This window comes from Pedobacter sp. Bi126 (assembly GCF_918698245.1).
Lineage (GTDB): Bacteria > Bacteroidota > Bacteroidia > Sphingobacteriales > Sphingobacteriaceae > Pedobacter.
Genome location: NZ_CAKKMS010000002.1, coordinates 73,842 through 94,883, shown reverse-complemented (window position 1 = coordinate 94,883; position 21,042 = coordinate 73,842). Strand labels below are relative to the sequence as shown.

Genomic DNA, 21,042 nt, shown 5'->3' with positions numbered 1-21,042 from the left:
ACTACCAACCTGGGTTTTGAACCAGTTTAGGGTTAACTGTTAAATCATAAGTTCTTAGCGGCCACAAATAATCACGTGGTGCTACAAAATTCTGGTTAAATATGGTTCTAACACGGTAATACTCTGAAGCCGTTGGCTGATAAACGCTCCATCCGGTAATGGATTGGTTAAACATTTCTGCAGCTCGTTTCCAACGCTTAATATCCCAGTAGCGGCTACCTTCAAATGCCATCTCAATCAGTCTTTCTTGCTGGATAATTTCGCGCATCCCGTCTTTTGAAGTGTACTTGCCCGGATTGTTGGAATAAGTAGTCCATGAGGTTTGCACCGTTTGTAACCCAGCCCTTGTTCTAATCTTGTTAATGTAATCGTAAACATCAGCAGAAGGGCTGGCCAGTGTTTCGTTTAAAGCTTCGGCATACATTAAATAAAGATCTGCCATTCTTACCTGCGGCCATGGATAATCGCGGTAACTGGCACCGTTGGTACCATTAATCATGTTCCAATCTACCAGTTTCTTGATAAAATAGCCGGTTTCGTTGTACCATCCAAAGTTGTTTGCACCGGCAACCTGATTAGATTTTCCTTCTAAAACAAATGTTCCCTCGTCAGAATTGGTTGGACTATCATATTTGTACCAAACACCACCATCAAAGCCTAAATCGGCATAAAACCTTGGCTCTCTATCAAAATTGATCCTCGCCGTGGTGTAACCTTCTTTAACATAAAACCGCTCACTTTTAACGGCTGTTCTCAGGGTATATTTATTGGTAAAATCGAGGGTTTTATCTTCATTGATCGGCACGCCATTTCTGCTGTAAAACATTTCGGCGATTTTTAATGGTGGCGCCAATTGCTGCCTGGCACTACCAACCACCACAGTTGCAGCTAAACGCGGCATAGCAGCTCTTTGCATGTTAAAGGTTCTGCTGTTCGGATTTGCCCAAACATGCTCCAGGTTTACATTGAAACGCTCAGTTACTGCACCCTTAATGGTTAATTGCCTCAAGGTAGTATCTGATAGTTTAAAGGTGGTACCCGGAAACTGATATAACTTAAATCCTGCTGCTTCTGCACCTTCAATTGCTGCTTTGGCAGCATCGGAAGCTCTTTTCCATTTATTGGCATCGTAAGTGGTATTAAACAACACTACCCCATCCTTATCTCTAAAATTACTATAGTCGGTATTGCCATTAAACAGCGGGCTTGCAGCAGTTAACAGCAGTTTTGCTTTTATAGCAAGTGCTATGGGCTTTGTAATACGTCCAAGTTCAGTGCTTTTATCCGTAATAATTTGAGGTAGGTTAGGAATAGCCTGATCCAATAATCCAACTACATAGTTTACACATTCATCAAAAGGCATTCTTTTAACCCTCACATCTTCTTCAGTAGCACTAATTCCTAAATTGACATCAATAATTGGAATAGGACCGTACATCCTTAAGAGATAAAAATTATAATAAGCTTTTAAAAACTTAACCTCCGCAATCCATCTTTGTCTTTCATCTAAGCTTAAATCTGGTATTTTGCTTACATCCTGTACATTTTCCAGAAAAATATTACAGTTTCTAATGGCTTTGAACATCCCAAAGTTATCACCATTGCCACCACCCTGATAGCGCCCATTCCAGGCATCTAAATATGGGTTTTCGGCGCCCTGGCTACCTCTGGCCATCCGCCAGCCGTAAGAAATAAACTCTCTTTCATCTAACGAGGTCCATATTTCATCACTAGCCATGAAACCGGCATTCAGTAATGGATCTCCATCTTTTGGAAGAAAGGAGTAACAGGTAAACAGGTATTTTTCGGCCTCATTTCTTAGTGTAAAGGCATTATCTATTGTAGCTACGTTGTCAGGCACAATATCCAGGTATTTTTTACAAGAACTAATGGATATCACGATAGCGAGTATGGCCAGCATAAGTTTAGCTAAACCTGGCTTTGCCGTATCTTTTCGAAATAAAATATTGTTGATTTTCATATTTATCTTTTTAAGCTCAATCGTTAGAATGAAACATTTAAACCTAAATTATATACTGTTTGTACAGGATAGCCTAAGCCATTTCCGCCCATTTCGGGATCCCAAAGTTTAAAATTGCTAAAACTGGATAGGTTGGTCGCATTTACATAAACCCTGGCACTATTAAGACCAAGTCTTTTTTGCAGTTTGGTTTGCAGATTATAACCAAGTTCTACGCTCTTTAATCTTAAGAAAGACCCGTTACGCATCCACCAGGTTGAGGTACGCGTATTGTTATTTACAAAATTCGGACTTAAACGCGGCCAGAAGGCATAGCTGTCTCTATTTTGCTCAGACCAGTGGCTGTTGGCTATTACCTCTAATAATCCATTTTGTGTAACGTTAGGATTGCCAGTTTCGTTATTGAGTACGAAAGGGGAAATATTACCTGGATTAATGAAAAATGAAGACCTGGCCGAACCTTGTAAAAATGCAGAGATATCGAAGCCTTTAAAACCAAACGTACCTCCAAAACCATAAACGATTTCAGGACTGGTAGGTAAACCAATAGGCACCTGGTCTACATCACTGATAATACCATCGCCATTTACATCTCTATACTTAATATCGCCACCACCATAGTCTAAGCCCGGTACGCCTGCAAATTGCACAGGTGAGTTTTTAGCTTCTGCATCATCAATAAATAAACGTTCGGCAATGTAACCGAATGATTGGGTAGTGGGTAAACCAATATGGTAGCGATAAGCCTCTTTGGTACTAAATGAAGGTTCATCATAAATTAATATCTTATTGGTGGCATAAGTAAAGTTTCCCCTCATTTGTAGGAACATGCCGTTGTGAAATGATTTGTTATAGCTGGCAGAGAAATCGACACCTTTACTTTCGGCTTTATTGGTATTTGCCCGTACAGATGCCTGTAAGCCCATTGAACTTGGAATAAACGTTCTGTCGGTTAAAATGTTCGAACGCTCGTTTTTATAAATATCGAATGTTAAATTCAAGCTGTTAAACAAGGTCATATCTAAACCAATGTTGGTTTGTTTAGATTTTTCCCAGGTAATGAATGGATTAGAATAACGCGAAATCGAAATACCATCTCTATAGTATAAACCATCTTCGCCAAAGCTCGAACCAAATGTTCCGTTGTTCATGTTTACTTCAGAAAGGTAGAAGAAACGATCGGAATCATTTCCGATCTGATCGTTACCCACCAAACCAAAGGTTGCCCTTAACTTTAAACTATTGATTACGCTTGTAAGTGGCTTAAAATAGTTTTCATTAGAAATAATGTATCCTAAACCGAATGAAGGAAAGAAACCAAAACGGGTATTTTCTGCAAAACGTTCAGAACCATTATACCCAAAGTTGAACTCGGCTAAATAACGGTTATCGTATCCATAAGTAGCTCTTCCTGATACTCCCTGATTACGCGATGGTAAAGATAGCTGAAGACTACCCGGATTTGCAGCCAGATAATTTCTCATGGTTGTAATCAACATCACGCCTACTGCATGTTTCTCTTTAAAAGTACGGTTGTAGTTTGCAGAAAACTCGGCATAAAAAGTTGAATTTAAATCCTTTTTACCTTCCGAGTAACCTAGATATTCGGTACCTACCTGACCAATTGATAATGCACCGCCACCATTAATTAAGGTAAGTCCGATTGATTTATCTGGCTGCTCAGTAGATGAATAATAAAAAGGGCTGTAAGCGCGAGAAATATCAAAATAAGAATATCTACGGGCATAACTCATCATCCTGGCGGTTAAGCCTGGTGTAATAAATTTTAAATCCTGCTTAATTTCTATCTGCGTTTGTAGTGTAGAAGCATTTTTATCCTGATAACCTTTTACCATTTCGGCAAAAGGATTCATATATAAACCACCTCTCGGTGAAATCGCATTACCAAATAAAGGGTGGTTGCTAAAAGGCGATAAACTTGCCGGATAAACCGCTGGAAACATTACCGGGTTAGACCAAATTGCCCTGTTAAATGTAGCTCCACCGCCCCCTACCGGACCGGTATAATCGTCAAACTGCCCATAAACACGGATAATTGCTTCGGTGGTGTTGGTTAGGTTAATATTTACATTAGAACGGACAGAATAATTTTTTAACTTGATATTACTGTTAAAGTTATTTAGATCGGCAACTTTTAATACCCCATTATCAATATTGTAAGTGCCTGCAATATAGTAGCTCGCCTTAGTACCCCCTCCAGAGATATTTATGTTATATCTTTGATTCGTGGTATAATCTTTTATCAATTGTTCTATCCAATTGTTGTTTGGGTAAAGCAATTCATTTTCGCCCGCAGCAGTTGCATCAATTTTAGTTTGGAGATATGGTAATATGGCCAACCTGTTACGGGTAAGCGCAGCTTCATTTGCCAGCTTCATATACGTTACATTATCCGCAAACTGGAAGTTTTTAGTATTTGAGGAGAGTGACGACTCGGCCCTGAACCCAAATTTTGTTTGACCTGCAACGCCCGATTTAGTTAAAATAAGTACTACACCATTTGCACCCCTGGCACCATAAACTGCCGACGCTGTTGCATCTTTAAGTACGTTAAAAGAAGAAATATCATCAGGCTGCAAACGTGCCATATCGTTCTGGCTTGATTCGATACCATCGATCAGGATTAAAGGATCTTGTTTACCTGCACCGAAAGTTCCTAAACCACGGATAAAAAACTGGGCATTATCTGCACCAGGCTCACCACTTCTCTGATAAGCAATCATACCAGCTACCCTGCCCGCCATCATAGTAGTTAGGTTACTGGTTGGCCCTTTAAGCTCTTTAGGATTAATGGCGGTGATGGAACTGATTACACTCGTTTTTTTCTGTGTGCCAAAACCCACCACTGCAACTTCTTCTAATGAATTGGCATCTGATGAGAGGGTTACATTAATTACATAAACGCCTTCGGCATTTTTATCGTAATTGGCAATGGCAACATTTTTGGGTTTATAACCCACCAGTGAGAACAACAATTTACCTGTTCTTGGCAATTTGATGGTATACCGGCCAAACTCGTCGGTAGATATTCCACGGTTGGTGCCCGAAACTTTTACGTTTACACCTGGCAAACCGCCCACAGTGTCTTTTACTATCCCCCTAACCGTTACATCTGTTTGTGCAGATACTGTTAAGCTAGAAATTGTAATTACTAAATAGATCAAAAATTTTAAGATTGACCTAAGGGTAATACCCTGCTGGTGTAGCGGGATTTTTTTCGGTAGTTTTTTCTTCATAAAAATGGTTTAAAAATGGTTAGCTATATCAATATCCGGCCAGATAGATTACCATCATCTTGCGCTCGTAGAGGCATTAGGCAGTCATCCAATCGAAATATTCGTCAGTATGGTTTGGGAAATAGCGCAATGCGCTTATCCCTGGCAATTGGTATTGATTAGTGTGCTTTTTATTAAAAAGCACTAATGTTATTTTATTTTGCCGGCGGTTTTAAAAAACGGAATGTTGAGTAGATTTAGCTTTCTTCATAATTTTGGGGTTAAGGATGAATAATTTGTTAAGGGTAATACTGATTTCAAGCAAACCTTCAATCAGCAATTAGTTAGACCGTAATGGGGGTATTTGTTTGTTTGTTTTAATCTTTTCATGATCCGTTAAAGGTTTAGGTTTTTGCTTCTTAAAAAAACAGGATACAGCCGCTCTAAATTTGCTGCATCCATTAATTATTCTAGGTAGTTAATCTGGAATAATCTGGATCGATCTAATATTCTTATACTTGGTTGAAACAAATTAACTATAAAAAAAGCGCTCGTAGTGAGGGGTAATACGGTAATAAGTAGGGGTTAAATTGTTATTTTTAGTCCATTTCCAGTGATTTTAAGACTTTCAATAAAAATTAAACGTTTAATTGACGTTTAATTTAAAACGCCTATTCAGATCACTTTCCCTGTTGGGGTAAAAATTGGCTTGTACGATCTGTTTTAGATCTGTCTTCTGAAGTGCTTATTTTGATTAAGCTGCAGCAATAAACGTTCTATATCGAAGGTTGTGGCGGTATAGCCATTTAGGCTGTTTGTTGTAAGGAGGATTCCGGTTGATGTGTATACTTATTTGTATATAAAACAAAAAACTCTCCTTATCTTTCTTTGCAGAAAGATAAGGAGAGTAGTTAATCATTAAATTCAAATAGGTTAATAGCCAGGGTTTTGAAGCATTGAAGGCATCTTCGAAACTTCCGACTGTGGAATTGGCATTAAATAATGTTGTGGATTAAATACGTGCTGACGGATGGTATTCACCACCTGATACGTATACACATTACCTGTTTTAGTAATATTGATTGCTTTATTAAAACCATTGTTTACATCAACAGCAATTTTCCATCTTCTAATATCATTCCAACGGTGATCTTCATTCATCAGTTCGATGCGGCGTTCGTTCTGAATAACTGCTCTCATTTCATCAACAGACATATTGGCCTTTAAACCATATAAATTATCAGCACCAGCTGTTATACCTGCTCTTTTACGAATGGCTACTAGTTTGGGATATGCCAGTGCTGTTTGTCCGGTTTCGTTAATGGCTTCTGCATAATTCAACAAAATTTCTGCATAGCGGATTAACGGCCAGCCCCTTTCTGTATTGAAAGAACTGTTGCTCGATATATTTTCGTCGCACATTTTGCGGGCATAATAACCCGTTGTTGTTGGTCCTGTCCCGTTTGAAGTATACCCATCAGTTGCAGCACCATTATAGGTATTTACCACAATTTTAGTACTGGTTGTGGTGCTGTAATACAGCGATTGATTGTAGATAATGGAATAACCAAATCTCGGATCGCGGTTTGTGTACGGGTTTGCTGCATCATAGCCAGAAGTAGGGTCGGTAATTGCTTTTCCATTTTTCATTGGGAAAGCTGCTGCCAGTTGCTGTGTTGGTGTAGAATTTTTTGCGCCTCCCCTTGATGGTGGATTATAATAACCTTCAAAATCGCGGTTAGACGGTCGGTTAAAGCTGAAAATATACTCAGAATTAACCCGTTTTAAAAACACATTGTAAAAACCATAACCCGGAGCAGTTACATTATCTTCGAACAAGCTGTAGGTGCCTGTATTAATTAACGTTTCAGCAGCGTCAGCTGCTTTTTGCCAACGTGCCACACTATAACTGGGGTAACTTACAATTGGCTTTACAGCTGCCGATGCCTGGGTTATGGCGCCACCATTAAACAACGGGCTGGCAGCATACAATAAAACCCTCGATTTTAGTGCTAAACAAGCTCCTTTAGTTGCCCTTCCATAATCCTGTTCTGCATAATCAGTGGCAATGGGTAAAATATTTGCTGCAGCATCAAGCTCAGCCGTAATGTAATTAACGGATTCGTCAAATGATGACCGGGGAAGATCGATCACATCGGTAATGCCGTAAACATTATCACCTTCAAGCGGAATTCCACCAAAATTGATCAGCAGCAAGTGATAGTACCATGCCCGCAAAAATTTCAATTCGCCGGTAATACGTTTCTTCTTCGCTTCTGAAAGTGGAATAACGGGCAATTTAGATAACATCAGATTTACCCTACGGATATTGGTATACGGGGTTGTCCAAAAATCAGGCAAACCACCCCCACTCCAAAAGTTGGTTGGCGAAAGTGTCCCGTTGTACATGATCACCGCATTCTGTGTTGGTCCTGAATAGGCATATTCCGCATCATCGGTAGCCATTTCGGTATTTCCGTGGCTGCTAAAACGCCCTTTTGCAAAACTATAAGATGAACTGCTATAAATCTGGGTAAGAAAGCGGATAGATTTTAAACTATCTGAAAACACAGAAGCCTCAGTTTCTCCGGTATCCGCTTTACTATCTAAGAAATCGCTATTTTTTTTACATGCTGCCATTGAAGCACATAAACATATCATTAATACTATTTTTTTCATGTCAATCAATTATCAAAACGTAACACTTAAACCTAAATTGATCATTTTTTGTGGTGGATATTTAATTCTATCCTGCCCTGAATTCGACTCTGGATCGAACTGATAACGTTTATCCAAGCTCGACCAGGTGAGGAGGTTATATCCATTGATGTAGGTACGAATACTCTGTACTTTTAATCTTTCAGTGAGTTTTTGAGGAAAGTTATAACTGAACTCTGCATTCTTTAATCGAAGATAATTTCCCGAAACCATCCAGAATGTTGATGGATAGGCGGAAGGACTGCTTAAACCGGGACTTAAAGAAAGTAATGGATATTGTGCTGCATCTCCCAGTGCTGGTGTCCACGAGTTTTGGTGGATCGAAGTTAAATTAGAGGAAAATGCCTGGATGGCTTCTGCCACCCCACGAACATTAAAGTTGGTTGCGGCCTGAAACAATAAACTTAAACCGAAGTTTTTATAGTTGGCTCGAAGCTCCAAACCGTAGTTTGTATTTGGTAAATTCGGATCTCCATTTATAGACATATCATAACCATCAATTTTACCATCACCATTTAAATCGGCATATTTTAAATCGCCAATTCTTGGTGTGGTTTGAGGAACCGGACTTGAAGCAATTTCAGCTGCCGAAGTATAAAAACCAATCCACTGATAGGTTAAGATCTGGCCGATACTGTTACCTGTAAATGCCTGATAAGGATAAGCAGGAGTAGGTTCGTCGCGGTAAAGAATCTTGTTTTTGGCCAGTGAGTAATTTGCCCTCACAGAGAAATCTACATTGCCAATCTTATCTCTATAGCTGATCTCGATTTCACCACCCTGGTTTTGTACTTTACCCAAATTTACAGGCGGCAGACCCACACCAAAAATTGATGAAACTGTACCTCTTGAAGTTAAAATATCACTTCTTACATTGTGGAACAAATCGATTGAACCTGTGATCTTGCTTCCGAAGAGACCAAATTCCATCGCTACGTCTGTTTTCTTTTCCTTTTCCCAGGTTACATCATCATTACCCAATGTACCTTCTGAAATTCCGGTTTGTGTATTGTCTGAATAACCAAAAGATGCATTACCTCCATTGCTGTAATTTTGCTGATAGTAGTAGTTAAAGCCATCGCCGATGCGGTCGTTACCTACAATACCGTAGGAGCCTCTAAACTTTAAAAAATCGATGAACTTTACGTTATCCTTCCAGAATTTCTCGTTCGATACCACCCATCCGGCAGATGCTGCTGGAAAAAAACCATACTTTTTCTTGCTCACAAAACGATCTGAACCATTGTAAGCCGCATTAAACTGAAATAAATATTTATCATCATAATCATAACCTACACGGCCGGTATAACCTTTAAAGTTGTTTGGCACAAAATTGTAAACCGCATTATCATTGTATTTGATTACCGTATTGATATTGGTTAATGCTGTTCCATAAACGTGGTGGCTGTTAAAACTTCTATCGTAATTTAATATGGCCTGAGTAGTTAAATTCCTGACGGTACTACCCGCTCCGTAGCCGATAAAATATCTTCTTACACGATAAATATTCGGATCTCTGGGTTCGTAAGTATTGTTATCTGAATTGTAGATAAAAGATGGAAACTGATCTCTCGTCATACTTCTGGTATAATCGTAGGTACTTGCGTAAGAAAGCACCCCTTTTATCGATAATCCTTTGGTAATAAAATCTAATTTCTGGTTTACATTGGCCACTAAATTCATGTTATTACCGTATTTGCGGTTATAACCATAATGCGTAATCCTCCCAACAATATTATTTTGATTGTAGTTCGGGTTCTCGTCTCTTTGCCACTTGCTATAGCCAAAACTTCCATCGGGATTGTAAACCGGATAATTGAATGGAGCTAGCGAAGCAAAACTTACATAATCGTAAAAGATATCGTTATAACCAAAAGCACTACCGATGTTATTGGTATTGGTTACGCCTAAATTACCATACAAATCGATTCTGATATCCATTGTATTGGTGGCCTTAATATCCAGATTTGAACGGTAATTGTACCGGTTATAGTAGAAATTGGAGTTTACACCTTGCTCTTCGCCGTAATTCCGCAACATACCATCCTGATATAGGAAACCTGCTGAAACAAAATACTTTACTTTTTCTGTACCGCCCGAGATATCAAAATTACCTTTTACCTGGCTACTGAAATCTTTGAACAAAATCTTTTTCCAGTCGTTGTTAGGATGTCCGTATGGATCAGAACCATCCTGATATTTCTGCAGATCGGTTTCCGTAAATCTTGGGGCCAAACCATCATTTGCCCTGGCCTGGTTATATAACTTTGCCGATTCGTAAGCATCTAAAAACTTTGGCATAACCGTAGGCTGCATTACACTGTATTCACTTCTAAAGGTAATCTGTGGTGTACCCAGTTTACCTCTACGCGTAGTAACAACCACCACCCCGTTTGCTCCTTTAATACCATAAATTGCTGTGGTTGCAGCGTCTTTAAGGATACTGATGTTTTCTACCTCGTTGGCATCAATGGCTGCAAACTGCTCTGGACTGTATTCAATATCATCTACAATGATTAAAGGTGTGGTAGAGCCGCCATTGTACGAACTGATACCCCTGATAAAAAATGTTGCGCCATCTGATCCTGGTGCACCAGAACGTTGTTGAGAAAAGAAACCAGGCAACCTGCCAACCAAGGTGTTTTGTAAACTGGCAGACGGATTTTGACGGATATCAGCCCCGGTTATGGTACTCATAGATCCGGTTAAGGTTATTTTTTTCTGTTTACCGTAGCCGATAACCACAACCTGCTCTAAGCCCTGCACATCGTCTTCTAATTGAATGTTAACAGTTTTTCTGTTGCCTACCACAACTTCTTTCGGAGTTGAGCCGACAAATGAAACCACTATGGTACCGCTTGTTCCCTTTAACCGGAGGGTATAATTCCCTTTCCCATCGGTAACTACCCCATTGGTTGCTAAGCCTTTCTCTTTCACAGAAGCGCCTACTATAGGTCCTGTAGCATCGCTAACAGTTCCCGATACGACCTGGTTTTGTGCCATAACCAAATTGGAGGTTAAAAGCACAAGCAACACCAGTAAATATTGATATATATGTTTCATATTATGATCTTATATTGGATTTTGTACTGATTGTTTACCAACCCTCGTTTTGAAGCAGTTGACTGTTTTTGGTTGTTTCTGCATAAGGTACCGGCATGTGGTAAAGTTTATTGGTAAAAACTGAAGTCACTACCGGAATATTTTCGTACGTGAAAGTGTTGTTGGCATTTTTGGTAATCTTAGTACCGTTCAATGCTCCACTCAATACGGTCGGTGCAATTTTCCACCTTCGGATATCCCAGAAACGGTGTTCTTCAAAAGCAAGTTCTACCCTTCTTTCATTCATAATCAGCGTTCTCATACTCTCCTGAGAGATCCCAACAGGAATGCCATAACGCGTGTTTGTGCCTGCTGTTATTCCTGCTCTGGTACGTAAAAGAATAATCTGCTTAACGGCATCTTCTGTTCTGCCTACCTCGTTTAATGCCTCTGCATAATTGAGAATAATTTCGGCATATCTGAAAATGATAAAATTATGCGATTGGTTGGTGTAAGTACTATTGGTAGCAAAATTCCCCATAAACTTGCGCAGGTAGTAACCTGTACGGGTTTGCACCGTTGTCCCTCCCGGTTTATCCAACCCCCCCTCGAAGGTTTGCACCCCTCGGTTTAACCAGTTTACGCCGTTATAAAAAATGGTATAATCTAACCGAAGGTCTCTGTTGGTATAAGGCGCCGCCGGATTGTAACCAGATGCCGCATCGGTAATCGGCAACCCGCTCCGCATGGTAAATGCATTCACCAAATCGGCCGTCGGACTTGTTCTACCATTACTCAATGCAGGTGCTCCATAACCAGATGGTGCATTGGTGGTTTCTATACCTGTATTTACTGCAGCCTGTTTGCTCAGTATAACTTCAGTATTTTTATTGGTTAAAAATACATTGTTAAATACAGGCTGAAGTTGGTAATAATTTAAAGCATTAAGTTCTACCGCAGCATCAATTACTTTTTGCCAACGGGTAGCATCGGCTGTTGGATAACCTGTTAAGGCTTTTAATGTTCCATTTGATTCTACACCACCACCATTATATAAAGGACTTGCCGCATATAAATAAGCCCTGCATTTTAAAGCAATTGCTGCTCCTTTAGGAATTCTGCCCCAATCCGAAGTGGTATAATTTGCACCTGTTTCTAATCTTAAGCTATCTTTAACTGCATCACATTCACTAATGATATAATTTATGCAATCAGCAAAACTATTTCTTGGCAATTCGAGGTTATCTTCAAGCGTGAAAACTTTATTGCCGATTAATGGAACACCACCATATCTTTTTAATAATTCGAAATATAACAATGCCCTGATGTACCTGGCCTCTGCTCTCCAATATTGTTTGGTAAGCGCAGCAACCGGCACCACATTGATATTGGCCAGAAAAATATTGGCCGCTCTAATGCCATAGTAACTGTTACCCCAATAAGGATCGGGATTGTTTAGCGTACTTATCCTGCCATTTGTAAAATATTCTACCTGAGTGTTGTTTCTTGACGGAATAGCATCTCCTGAAGCTGCATCTAAAAAATCGCCGTCTATCCGGTTAAAACCACTTGGCATGTAGTTGTATACACTGTTTAAAAAGAAACCTGCCACAGTTCCGTTTTTATCCTGATCATCCCAAACTAAATCTGCCTGAATCCAATCGCGAGGTTCGGTTTCTACCTTTTTACATGAAGTAATGGCCATAGCCACCTGAAAACCAAATAGCGCAAGTATGATATATTGTTTAAAATTTTTCATGTGATTAAAGTTTAATGTTGATACCCATGTTGATCGATCGCTGGATTGGATAGTTGCCATTATACACCTCCGGATCTACGCGATCGTAAGCGGCTAGTGTTAGCAAATTGGTAGCATTGCCAAATACCCTGATGCTCTGTAAACCAATTTTCTTGGTCCAATAGTCCGGTATCGTGTAACCTACCTCAACATTTTTTAAGCGTACGTAATTGCCCGAGTGCTGCCAGAAAGTAGAGGCAGCTTCGTTATTGATGTTTGTACCAATCGATAATCTGGGCATAGTAGCGGTAGCTGCTGTTTGAGGAGTCCAACGGTCGAGATTTTGTTCCCAAGCCTGTCCAAAACCGTTGTTTTGAAAGGCCCACTCTGTATTTCCGTTCAGGTAAATGGTGCGGTTCATTGCCCCTTGTATCAACGCACTAAAATCGAATCCTTTAAATTGAAAGCCTAAATTTAAGCCATAGTAAAACAATGGTTTTGCATTACCGATTGCTGTTTGATCCAACTGATTGATGATTCCATCTCCATTCAGGTCGCGGTATTTAATATCACCAGGCTGTGCGGTGTATCCTTCCAATTTGGCACTACTATTTACTTCAGCGTTATTTTGAAATAAGCCGTCAGCAATGTATCCAAAGCGCTGGCCAACGGCCTGTCCGGTTCTGGCCATCCAAGGGAAAGGTTGGTTTACCTCATTTTGATAGAGCACTTTCGATTGTTGCAATCCACCTGTAGCGGCAACATAATAGCTAAAATCATTCACCGTTTGCTGGAAATTCAGTTTGAAATCCCAACCGGTATATCTGCTCTGGCCAATGTTTTCTAATGGGTAGTTCTGTCCGATAAGCGCAGAGTTTTTACCTCTCTGCATCAACAGGTCGTAATATTTATTACGATAATATTCGACAGTAAAACTCAACTTGTTATCTAAAACCGCACCCTGTAAGCCTATATTAAATTTATTTGCTTTTTCCCATGTAATATTAGGATTGGCTAAAGGCTGTTCATAAATACTGGTATTAGAACCTGGAGTAGAACCAAAATAAGTAGCTGTTCCATCAAAATACCTTTGAATGTAAACGAAGTAGCCAGGATTATCGTTTCCGGTTTTACCGTAAGAACCATACAGTTTTAAGCCACTTAACCATTTAGTATCGTTTAAAAAATTTTCTTTATTGATGTTCCAGGCTAAAGCCACGGCAGGAAAAAATCCATATTTATAATCGCCTGATGGCGGATAATAATTTGATCCATTGTATCCAAAAGCCACATCAGCAACATATTTCTCATCGAAATTAAACGATGCCTTTCCCGAAATCCCTTGTACCGTATAAGGAAGATCTGAACCTGTAAATGAATTATCGTGGTTGGCGAGTAAAACTGCACTTACACCATGTTTGTTAAAATTGCGGTCGTAACCAAGTGTTAGCTCCTCATAATCTGAGTGCCCCTGGTAATTAATGCCTGTATAATTGTTTTGTGTACCAATGCTACCATATTGCGTATAGACTTTGGTAGTTGGATTATAGAAAAAACTGGCGAACGATTTATTTCTATAGGTATTCTCAGACAATGTTGCATAAATTGAAGCCTTAGCTTTTAGCCAAAGTCCTTTTGTAATTTCATCAAATGTTCTTTTCAAGAATAAATCGGCCGATACATCTCTTTTATATGTTCCGATATAACCTGATGAAATAGCTTGGGCATAAACGTTGTTCTGATAAGTTGAAGTGGTAGCAAAGCTTCCATTTGGATTATAAATTGGGTAGGCATTGCTCGGTGTACTATAAATGGAACCCAATATTGATTGCGAACCATAACCAGGTTCGTTTCCATTGATTAAACGCCCCATCAGATTAATCCCTGCTGATAGTTTCTTGTTAATCTGCAGATCTACATTAGAACGGATGACATAACTTTTGTAATCGTTGTCGGTATTGTAAGTATTAAGATCTGAAGTCCTGAAAAGTCCATTTTGATCTACATGCTCAACAGCGACAAAGTATTTTCCAAAATCATTACCTCCCGATACATTTAAGGTATAATGATTGAAACGCGAAGTGGGTTTAGTTACCAAATCTTTCCAGTTTACATCGGGGTGGCCTTGTGGGTCGCTTCCGGTTTGGTAAGCCTGTAGGTCTGCTGCTGTATAAATTGGTGTTAGGCCATCATTCACCCTAGCCTCGTTGTATAAACTGGCATATTGAAATGAACTTAAGTTCTGTGGGAGTTTAAGTGATTTTTGAAATGCAGTTTGCGCAGTAAATGAAATGGTTTGCTTTGCCTTAGATCCCCTTCTGGTCGTAATTAAAATTGCACCACTTGCTCCTTTTACACCTAACATTGCCGTTGAAACAGCATCTTTTAAAACCGTAATCGACTCGATCTCTTCCATATTAAAAATGGTGAGTTGCCTTGGTATACCGTCGACAATAATTACAGGATTTTGTCCTCTTAGCGACATTGTGACTGCATCAGAACCTAATGATCCAAGTGAAAGTAATGAAGCGGTTCCATCAGTCCGGCCTTCGGAGCCTAACCTGCCCGAATTTTGATTGGTATATAAACCAGCTAAACGTCCGGTAATGGCCGATTTTATAGAAGTTACAGGAGTTTTGGTTAAATCTGTTGTATAAACAGCATCAGTTGCCATGGTAGATAACGATTGTTTAACCGTTTGATCATAGAGTATTCTAACTGGTTTTAATGCTGCAACGCCTGGATTTTTGCTGCTCACCATAATCACATTCTGGTTTTTCCTGATCTCAAGTTTTAGCACCAATGCGTTTGAAGCATAAACTTCAATCAGATCGCCAGTACCATAGCTTAACTCAGCAATACCGTTGAGATCGGTAATGGCACTGGTTTTATTTTTCGTGTTAACAAGCTTAGCGCCTACAAGGGGGAGCTGATTTTCATCAACTAGGTAGAGGGATGGAGCCTTTTGCAGTGTATCAATATTCTGCTTAAAATTCAGGGCAGATTTAGCCTCGTTAGAAGCGTGCACCGGGATGATTTTAAACAGCAATAAAAACACAACCGAAAATTTCAGTAGTAATTTTTTTTGCATACTAAGGGATGTTTGGTTTAAAAAATTCTGCTCAGGTGAGCGGGTTTATTTAATGGTTATTTAAAAAAAGTATTAGTTAAATGCTTTTCAATTTGTAGGGAAAGATGTTAAATAAAATGTCGTTTTTTGCTCATATCTTATTTGTTTGTTACTTGGTCTAACAAAGTAACCATTAAATTACCCCTCAACTGAGGGGTAATACGGTAATAAATAGGGGTTAAATTGTTACTTTTAGGCCTTTTATGCTGTTTTTTCGCTTTTTGGCTAGAAATTAAACGTTAAATAAACGTTTAACTTTAGAGAAGAAAGATTCGATAATCCATCTTCTTAAAGGGATATTGATTTAACAGATTAACCGGTTACCTTGCTTAAAACCGGATGGGAACAAAAACTCCCCGAACCTTTCTTTACAGCAAGATCCGGAGAGTGAATTATTTAGGTAACCCGGATGATTTAATAGCCTGGGTTTTGAGTCAACACCGCGTCCTTGTTTAATTGTATTTCACTTAAAGGAATTGGCAATAACAAATTTTTTGTCGTTAAACCTGTAATCGGTTTTGATGCATCGTTCGCGTTTAAACGAAGTGTACGTTCTACTAAAGTTCCGGTTCTCATCAGCGTCATCCTCCTATTTTCTTCGCCAATCAACTCTCTGGCTCTTTCATCAAGAATAAAATCTTTAGTCATTTCAGCTGCGCTAACCTGAGCCGCATTTGCCCTTGTTCTAAGTACATTTATGGTTGTGGCAGCTTCAGCTGTTTTACCTTGAGCAACCTGAGCTTCAGCTAAAAGAAGGTAAGTTTCGCCCAAGCGCATCAAAATAAAATCTTTGATCATCGCATAACCAAAAGTATCATTAGGATCAAAAGCGCCCCATTTGGTTGTACTTGGGCAAATATTGACTAACGTATCAGGACCGGTAAAAGGAACCGGTTTGCCATATCTTGCAGCATATATAGGATTCGGGTCGTTGTAATAATATCTTCTACGGATGTTGTATTGAGAGTTCCTGATATCGTTACCTTTATACAAACCATAAAGTACCCAGTTGCTTAAGCGCAACCTACCAATTGAACGCCCGCCTAACGAATCGGCCAAAGCCATTCCTGCAATGTTGTAATAAGCAGCTCCCCATACCCTTCTTTGCTGTGGATTATCGGTGATACCACCAACTACCGCAGTTGGATTTTCTTGCTCTAACACCCAAATAGCCTCTGTATTGCCCTGAACTCTTCTTTCATTGCCATATTGGAACATATCTGAATAATAATCTCCTGGCTGGCCAGTTTTAACACCATAACGGCTTCTGATAAGGCTAAATTTTCCGCTACTGATAATCGCCTGTGCCTGTTGCTCTGCTAAATCAGGTTTCCCGATCCGGAGATAAACTTCAGCAAGAAGTTGCATAGCCATAAATTTGTTTGCCCTGCCATACATTTTGCCTTTGGAATTGGTTTTAACTGATTCAATATCAGGAAGGTTTGCCGCAGCATACACTAAATCTGAAACGATTAAATTATTTACATCAGCTATAGGTGCCCTTACAAAATCTATTTTTGGCCCTGCTAATGCATGTGTAATCAATGGCACACCACCAAACAAAGTTGCTAAGTTGTTGTAAGCATAAGCCCTGAAAAATTTAGCTTCGGCGCTTACCAGGCTTTTACCTTTTGCACTTAAGCTAGTTACACTTGGGTTTTCAATACCATCTACAATAATGTTAGTTAAGTTTACCATGATGTAGTCTCTATTCCACATGCGGGCTGCACCACCATCAGTAGAGGTTAGCGTAGCATAATTATAGTAAGGAATTTCTACACCTTGCTGGTTATTGGTTGCATTTGCAACATCAGTTCCAACCTGCCAAACGCTTGGCCAGCCCTGCTGATCAGCCCAGGAAAAAATTGTACTTGTATGGTTATACAAACCAATTAACGAGGCTTCGAATCCAAGTGAATCGGTGAGCGTTAATGGTGTATATGATGAAAATGGTTTCTCATCTAAAAATGCTTTTTTGCAGGATGAAAATGCAACAAATAGCACTGATAATGATGCAATTATGGTTATATATTTTTTCATGATGATTGTAAATTAACGTAATGAAACATTTAAACCCAATACGAAAGTTCTTGTTAAAGGATAGTTATTTGTCCAGTCTGCTGCAAATGCCTGTTGATTTGCATTGCCATCGCCTGATCCTCTACTGTAAGTAGTTTGTTCTGGATCCCAGCCTACCCATTTGGTAAAAGTGTGCAGGTTACGACCACTTGCATATACGGTTAAACTACCGAGGTGAAGTTTATCTAACACTGACTGTGCGAAAACATAACTTAACGTCACATCCTTAATTCTGGTGTAGCTTGCGTCTGATGCATAGCCATAACCCAAAGTGTTGTTGTAAGATAATGCTGGCCTGGTTTGGCTCATGTTTTCAGGCGTCCAGTAACCAATTTCAGCAGGCGTATTTCTTCTTCCGGTTTCATCACCATAACCCAGATCAGTATTGTTTCTGGTCATCCCTTGAGCAGTTTGAATGAAAATGCTCAGGTTGATGTTTTTGTAGTGGAAAGTATTGGTTAAACCACCGGTCCATTTTGGATCAATTTGACCTAGAATCGTTCTGTCATCGGCCGTAATTTTACCGTCGCTGGTTAAATCAGCAAATTTCAGGCTTCCTGGTTTTGCTGTTGGGTCTTGTTTAGAAACGTCCTCTCCCGTTTGCCAGACACCTGTCATTTGATAATCATACACTACTCTAATTGGCTTACCTATAAACCATCTGTTTCCTAAATCGTCTTTTCCATCGCCATATAAATTGGTAATTTTATTTTTGTTAGTCGCAAAAACAAACATGGTTTCCCAACGGAAATCTTTACCAGCAATATTTTGTGTATTCAAAGTGATCTCTAAACCTTTATTCGTTGTTTTACCAATATTTTCTAACACTCTTGAGTAACCCGTTATAATGGGTAAAGCTCTGTTTAATAAAAGACCTGATGTTTTATTCTGATATGCTTCTATACTACCATTAATCCTGTTGTTAAGAATACCGAAATCTAAGCCAATATTTGCCGTTTTTGTGGTTTCCCATTGTAATGATGCATTTCCTAAGTTATTTGGAGCAACACCAATCGTACTTATCCCATTAAATGGAGAGCGTAAAGAACCTTCTGTAGTTATGGTTCTGTTAACATCTACAGCCTCATTACCTGTTTTACCGTATGATAATCTTAGTTTCAGGTTATTGAAAAACTTGGCGCTTTTCATAAAGTCTTCGTTAATGATATTCCAGCCAATTGCAGCAGAAGGGAAAACACCGTATTTGGTTGTATTTGCGCCGAAAACTGAAGAACCGTCTCTACGTGCAGTTAAAGTCAGTAAGTATTTGCTGTCATATGAATAAAACAAACGACCCATTTGTGAGTTCAATCCATATCTATCACGGTAAGATCCACTGGTTTGTGTAGCTCCGGCACCCATATTATTCATGCCTAATTCATCATTGATAAAACCAACTGAACCAGCTGTAGTAGAACTGTATTGACGCTCCTGAGCACTGTATAAAGCCGTAAAGTCGAAGTGGTGCTTTTTAATATCTTTAGAATAACTTAAGATATTTTCAATAGTATAACTGTTTGTAGAGGCATTGAAACTACTTGCGGTACCATTTAAATCATTGGCTAAACGGCCAATATAACTTCCTCTTCTTTCCGGAAAATAAGTATAACCTGCGTTTAAACGAAATTTCAAGCCTGTTAACACTCCGGGAAACTTAACTTCGGCATATCCATTTCCATTAATATTGGTTGTTCTTCTGATTTGAGTAGTTGTTAAACCTAACAGTGGATTCGTGTACAATTGCTCCGGACTCATCGGGTAAATTGTATATGTTCCATTTGTATTATATTCCTGACCATAAGGACTCATCGCCGTTGCTAACAACAAGTTTGCCCTTCCACCGTCGAAGTTATTACTGGTTAAAAATAGTGATGTACCTATAGTTAAAAAACTGGTTACATTAACATCCAGGTTAGAACGCAAACCTATACGTTTAAAATCATAACCTTTAATTACACCTTTCTGATTAAGATAATCGCCTGAAATGAAATATTTAACATCCTGTGATCCGCCCGAAATACTAACATTATGATCCTGAATTACCCCTTGTTGGGTTGCTTCTTTAACCCAATCGGTTGTGGTACCGGCATTATAAGCAGGAAGTTCACCGATATTTGGAACTGGTCTTTGTTGTACCTGGCCGGTTTGTTTAAGCATATCAGCATATTTTTGAACATAATCTGCACCGCTTCCTGGCTGCAAAATATGTGCAATATTATCGATACCTGCATAACCGCTGTAACGAATAACCGGTTTACCCGTTGTACCTCTTTTTGTTGTGATTAAGATAACACCATTTGAGCCATTGGTACCATAAATTGCGGTAGCACTCGCATCTTTCAGAACCTCTACAGACGCAATATCGTTTGGGTTAATGTCATTTAATGAACCACCGGTTTTGGTCAAAGGCACCCCATCCACAACCACATAAGGCCCAGTAGTTGCGCTTATTGAATTCTGACCTCTGATTAATGCATTCGGCTGACTTCCGGGAACAGATGATGTAGTGCTAACATTTACCCCTGCTACTGCGCCTTCAATTGATTGAAGAACATTTGTTACAGGTAATTGCGACAACCGTGCTTTAGGTACAGAAACAATCGAACCGGTAACATCAGAACGTTTTTGCGTACCATAACCTATTACAACTACATCTTGTAAGTTTTTATCCTTATCCTCTGCAAGGATGATGCTCAGTTGCGTGTCATTAGCTACCAATATGGTATTGGTTACATAACCGACAAAAGTAATCACTAAACTTTCTCCTTTTTGGGCTGATATTTTGAAATTTCCATTGGCATCGCTGGCCACCACCTGAGTAGTTCCCTTAACACTAATGGAGGCACCTGGAATGGGGTTACCTTGAGTATCTTTTACTTTTCCAGAAATTGAGATTTGAGCAGTTTGTGCAATTGAATCGTTTGATTTACCTAAGGATAGGATTAAAGCAAACAAAAACATTACCGCACACTTAGATGTGGCTAGTAGTTTTCTTTTCATTTTTTAAGATTATTTGGTTAGTTAATAATTGAACCGCGAGAGGAATTCAAAAGGGTAGTCTATCAAAATATTTTATTAAATATTAATCAGACCTGATATAGAAATTATGCATGAATGG

The 21,042-nt window shown here is 39.3% G+C and carries 8 protein-coding genes; all 8 read right to left on the bottom strand.

All coding sequences use genetic code 11. The features are described 5' to 3' along the window. Position 1: 1 nt before the first annotated feature. Positions 2-1,981, bottom strand: coding sequence for a RagB/SusD family nutrient uptake outer membrane protein (locus LQ201_RS05585; protein ID WP_230139945.1), 1,980 nt, complete (start codon positions 1,979-1,981; stop codon positions 2-4). 23 nt (positions 1,982-2,004) lie between these two features. After that, positions 2,005-5,238: a TonB-dependent receptor gene (locus LQ201_RS05580; RefSeq protein ID WP_230139943.1), complete on the bottom strand. Its 3,234-nt coding sequence runs from the start codon at positions 5,236-5,238 to the stop codon at positions 2,005-2,007. A 912-nt stretch (positions 5,239-6,150) separates the two neighbouring features. After that, positions 6,151-7,896, bottom strand: a complete 1,746-nt coding sequence (locus LQ201_RS05575; protein WP_230139941.1) for a RagB/SusD family nutrient uptake outer membrane protein — start codon at positions 7,894-7,896, stop codon at positions 6,151-6,153. Between the two features lie 12 nt (positions 7,897-7,908). Beyond that, complete coding sequence (locus LQ201_RS05570; protein ID WP_230139939.1) at positions 7,909-10,998, bottom strand: TonB-dependent receptor; 3,090 nt, start codon at positions 10,996-10,998, stop codon at positions 7,909-7,911. A 34-nt stretch (positions 10,999-11,032) separates the two neighbouring features. Beyond that, entirely contained in the window at positions 11,033-12,736 is a 1,704-nt protein-coding gene (locus LQ201_RS05565; protein ID WP_230139937.1) for a RagB/SusD family nutrient uptake outer membrane protein, read from the bottom strand. 4 nt (positions 12,737-12,740) lie between these two features. After that, positions 12,741-15,806, bottom strand: a complete 3,066-nt coding sequence (locus tag LQ201_RS05560) for a SusC/RagA family TonB-linked outer membrane protein (protein ID WP_230139935.1) — start codon at positions 15,804-15,806, stop codon at positions 12,741-12,743. 453 nt (positions 15,807-16,259) lie between these two features. Next, positions 16,260-17,885 carry a RagB/SusD family nutrient uptake outer membrane protein gene (locus tag LQ201_RS05555; RefSeq protein WP_230139934.1) on the bottom strand — a complete coding sequence of 542 codons (1,626 nt, stop codon included), beginning with the start codon at positions 17,883-17,885 and terminating at the stop codon, positions 16,260-16,262. Between the two features lie 12 nt (positions 17,886-17,897). After that, positions 17,898-20,924: a TonB-dependent receptor gene (locus tag LQ201_RS05550; RefSeq protein ID WP_230139932.1), complete on the bottom strand. Its 3,027-nt coding sequence runs from the start codon at positions 20,922-20,924 to the stop codon at positions 17,898-17,900. Between the last annotated feature and the right edge of the window lie 118 nt (positions 20,925-21,042).

Excerpts from the sequence above, each read along its gene's own strand:
- LQ201_RS05565 (WP_230139937.1), bottom strand. The coding sequence starts at position 12,736 with ATGAAAAATTTTAAACAATATATCATACTTGCGCTATTTGGTTTTCAG.
- LQ201_RS05575 (WP_230139941.1), bottom strand. The coding sequence starts at position 7,896 with ATGAAAAAAATAGTATTAATGATATGTTTATGTGCTTCAATGGCAGCA.
- LQ201_RS05580 (WP_230139943.1), bottom strand. The coding sequence starts at position 5,238 with ATGAAGAAAAAACTACCGAAAAAAATCCCGCTACACCAGCAGGGTATT.
- LQ201_RS05555 (WP_230139934.1), bottom strand. The coding sequence starts at position 17,885 with ATGAAAAAATATATAACCATAATTGCATCATTATCAGTGCTATTTGTT.
- LQ201_RS05585 (WP_230139945.1), bottom strand. The coding sequence starts at position 1,981 with ATGAAAATCAACAATATTTTATTTCGAAAAGATACGGCAAAGCCAGGT.
- LQ201_RS05560 (WP_230139935.1), bottom strand. The coding sequence starts at position 15,806 with ATGCAAAAAAAATTACTACTGAAATTTTCGGTTGTGTTTTTATTGCTG.
- LQ201_RS05570 (WP_230139939.1), bottom strand. The coding sequence starts at position 10,998 with ATGAAACATATATATCAATATTTACTGGTGTTGCTTGTGCTTTTAACC.
- LQ201_RS05550 (WP_230139932.1), bottom strand. The coding sequence starts at position 20,924 with ATGAAAAGAAAACTACTAGCCACATCTAAGTGTGCGGTAATGTTTTTG.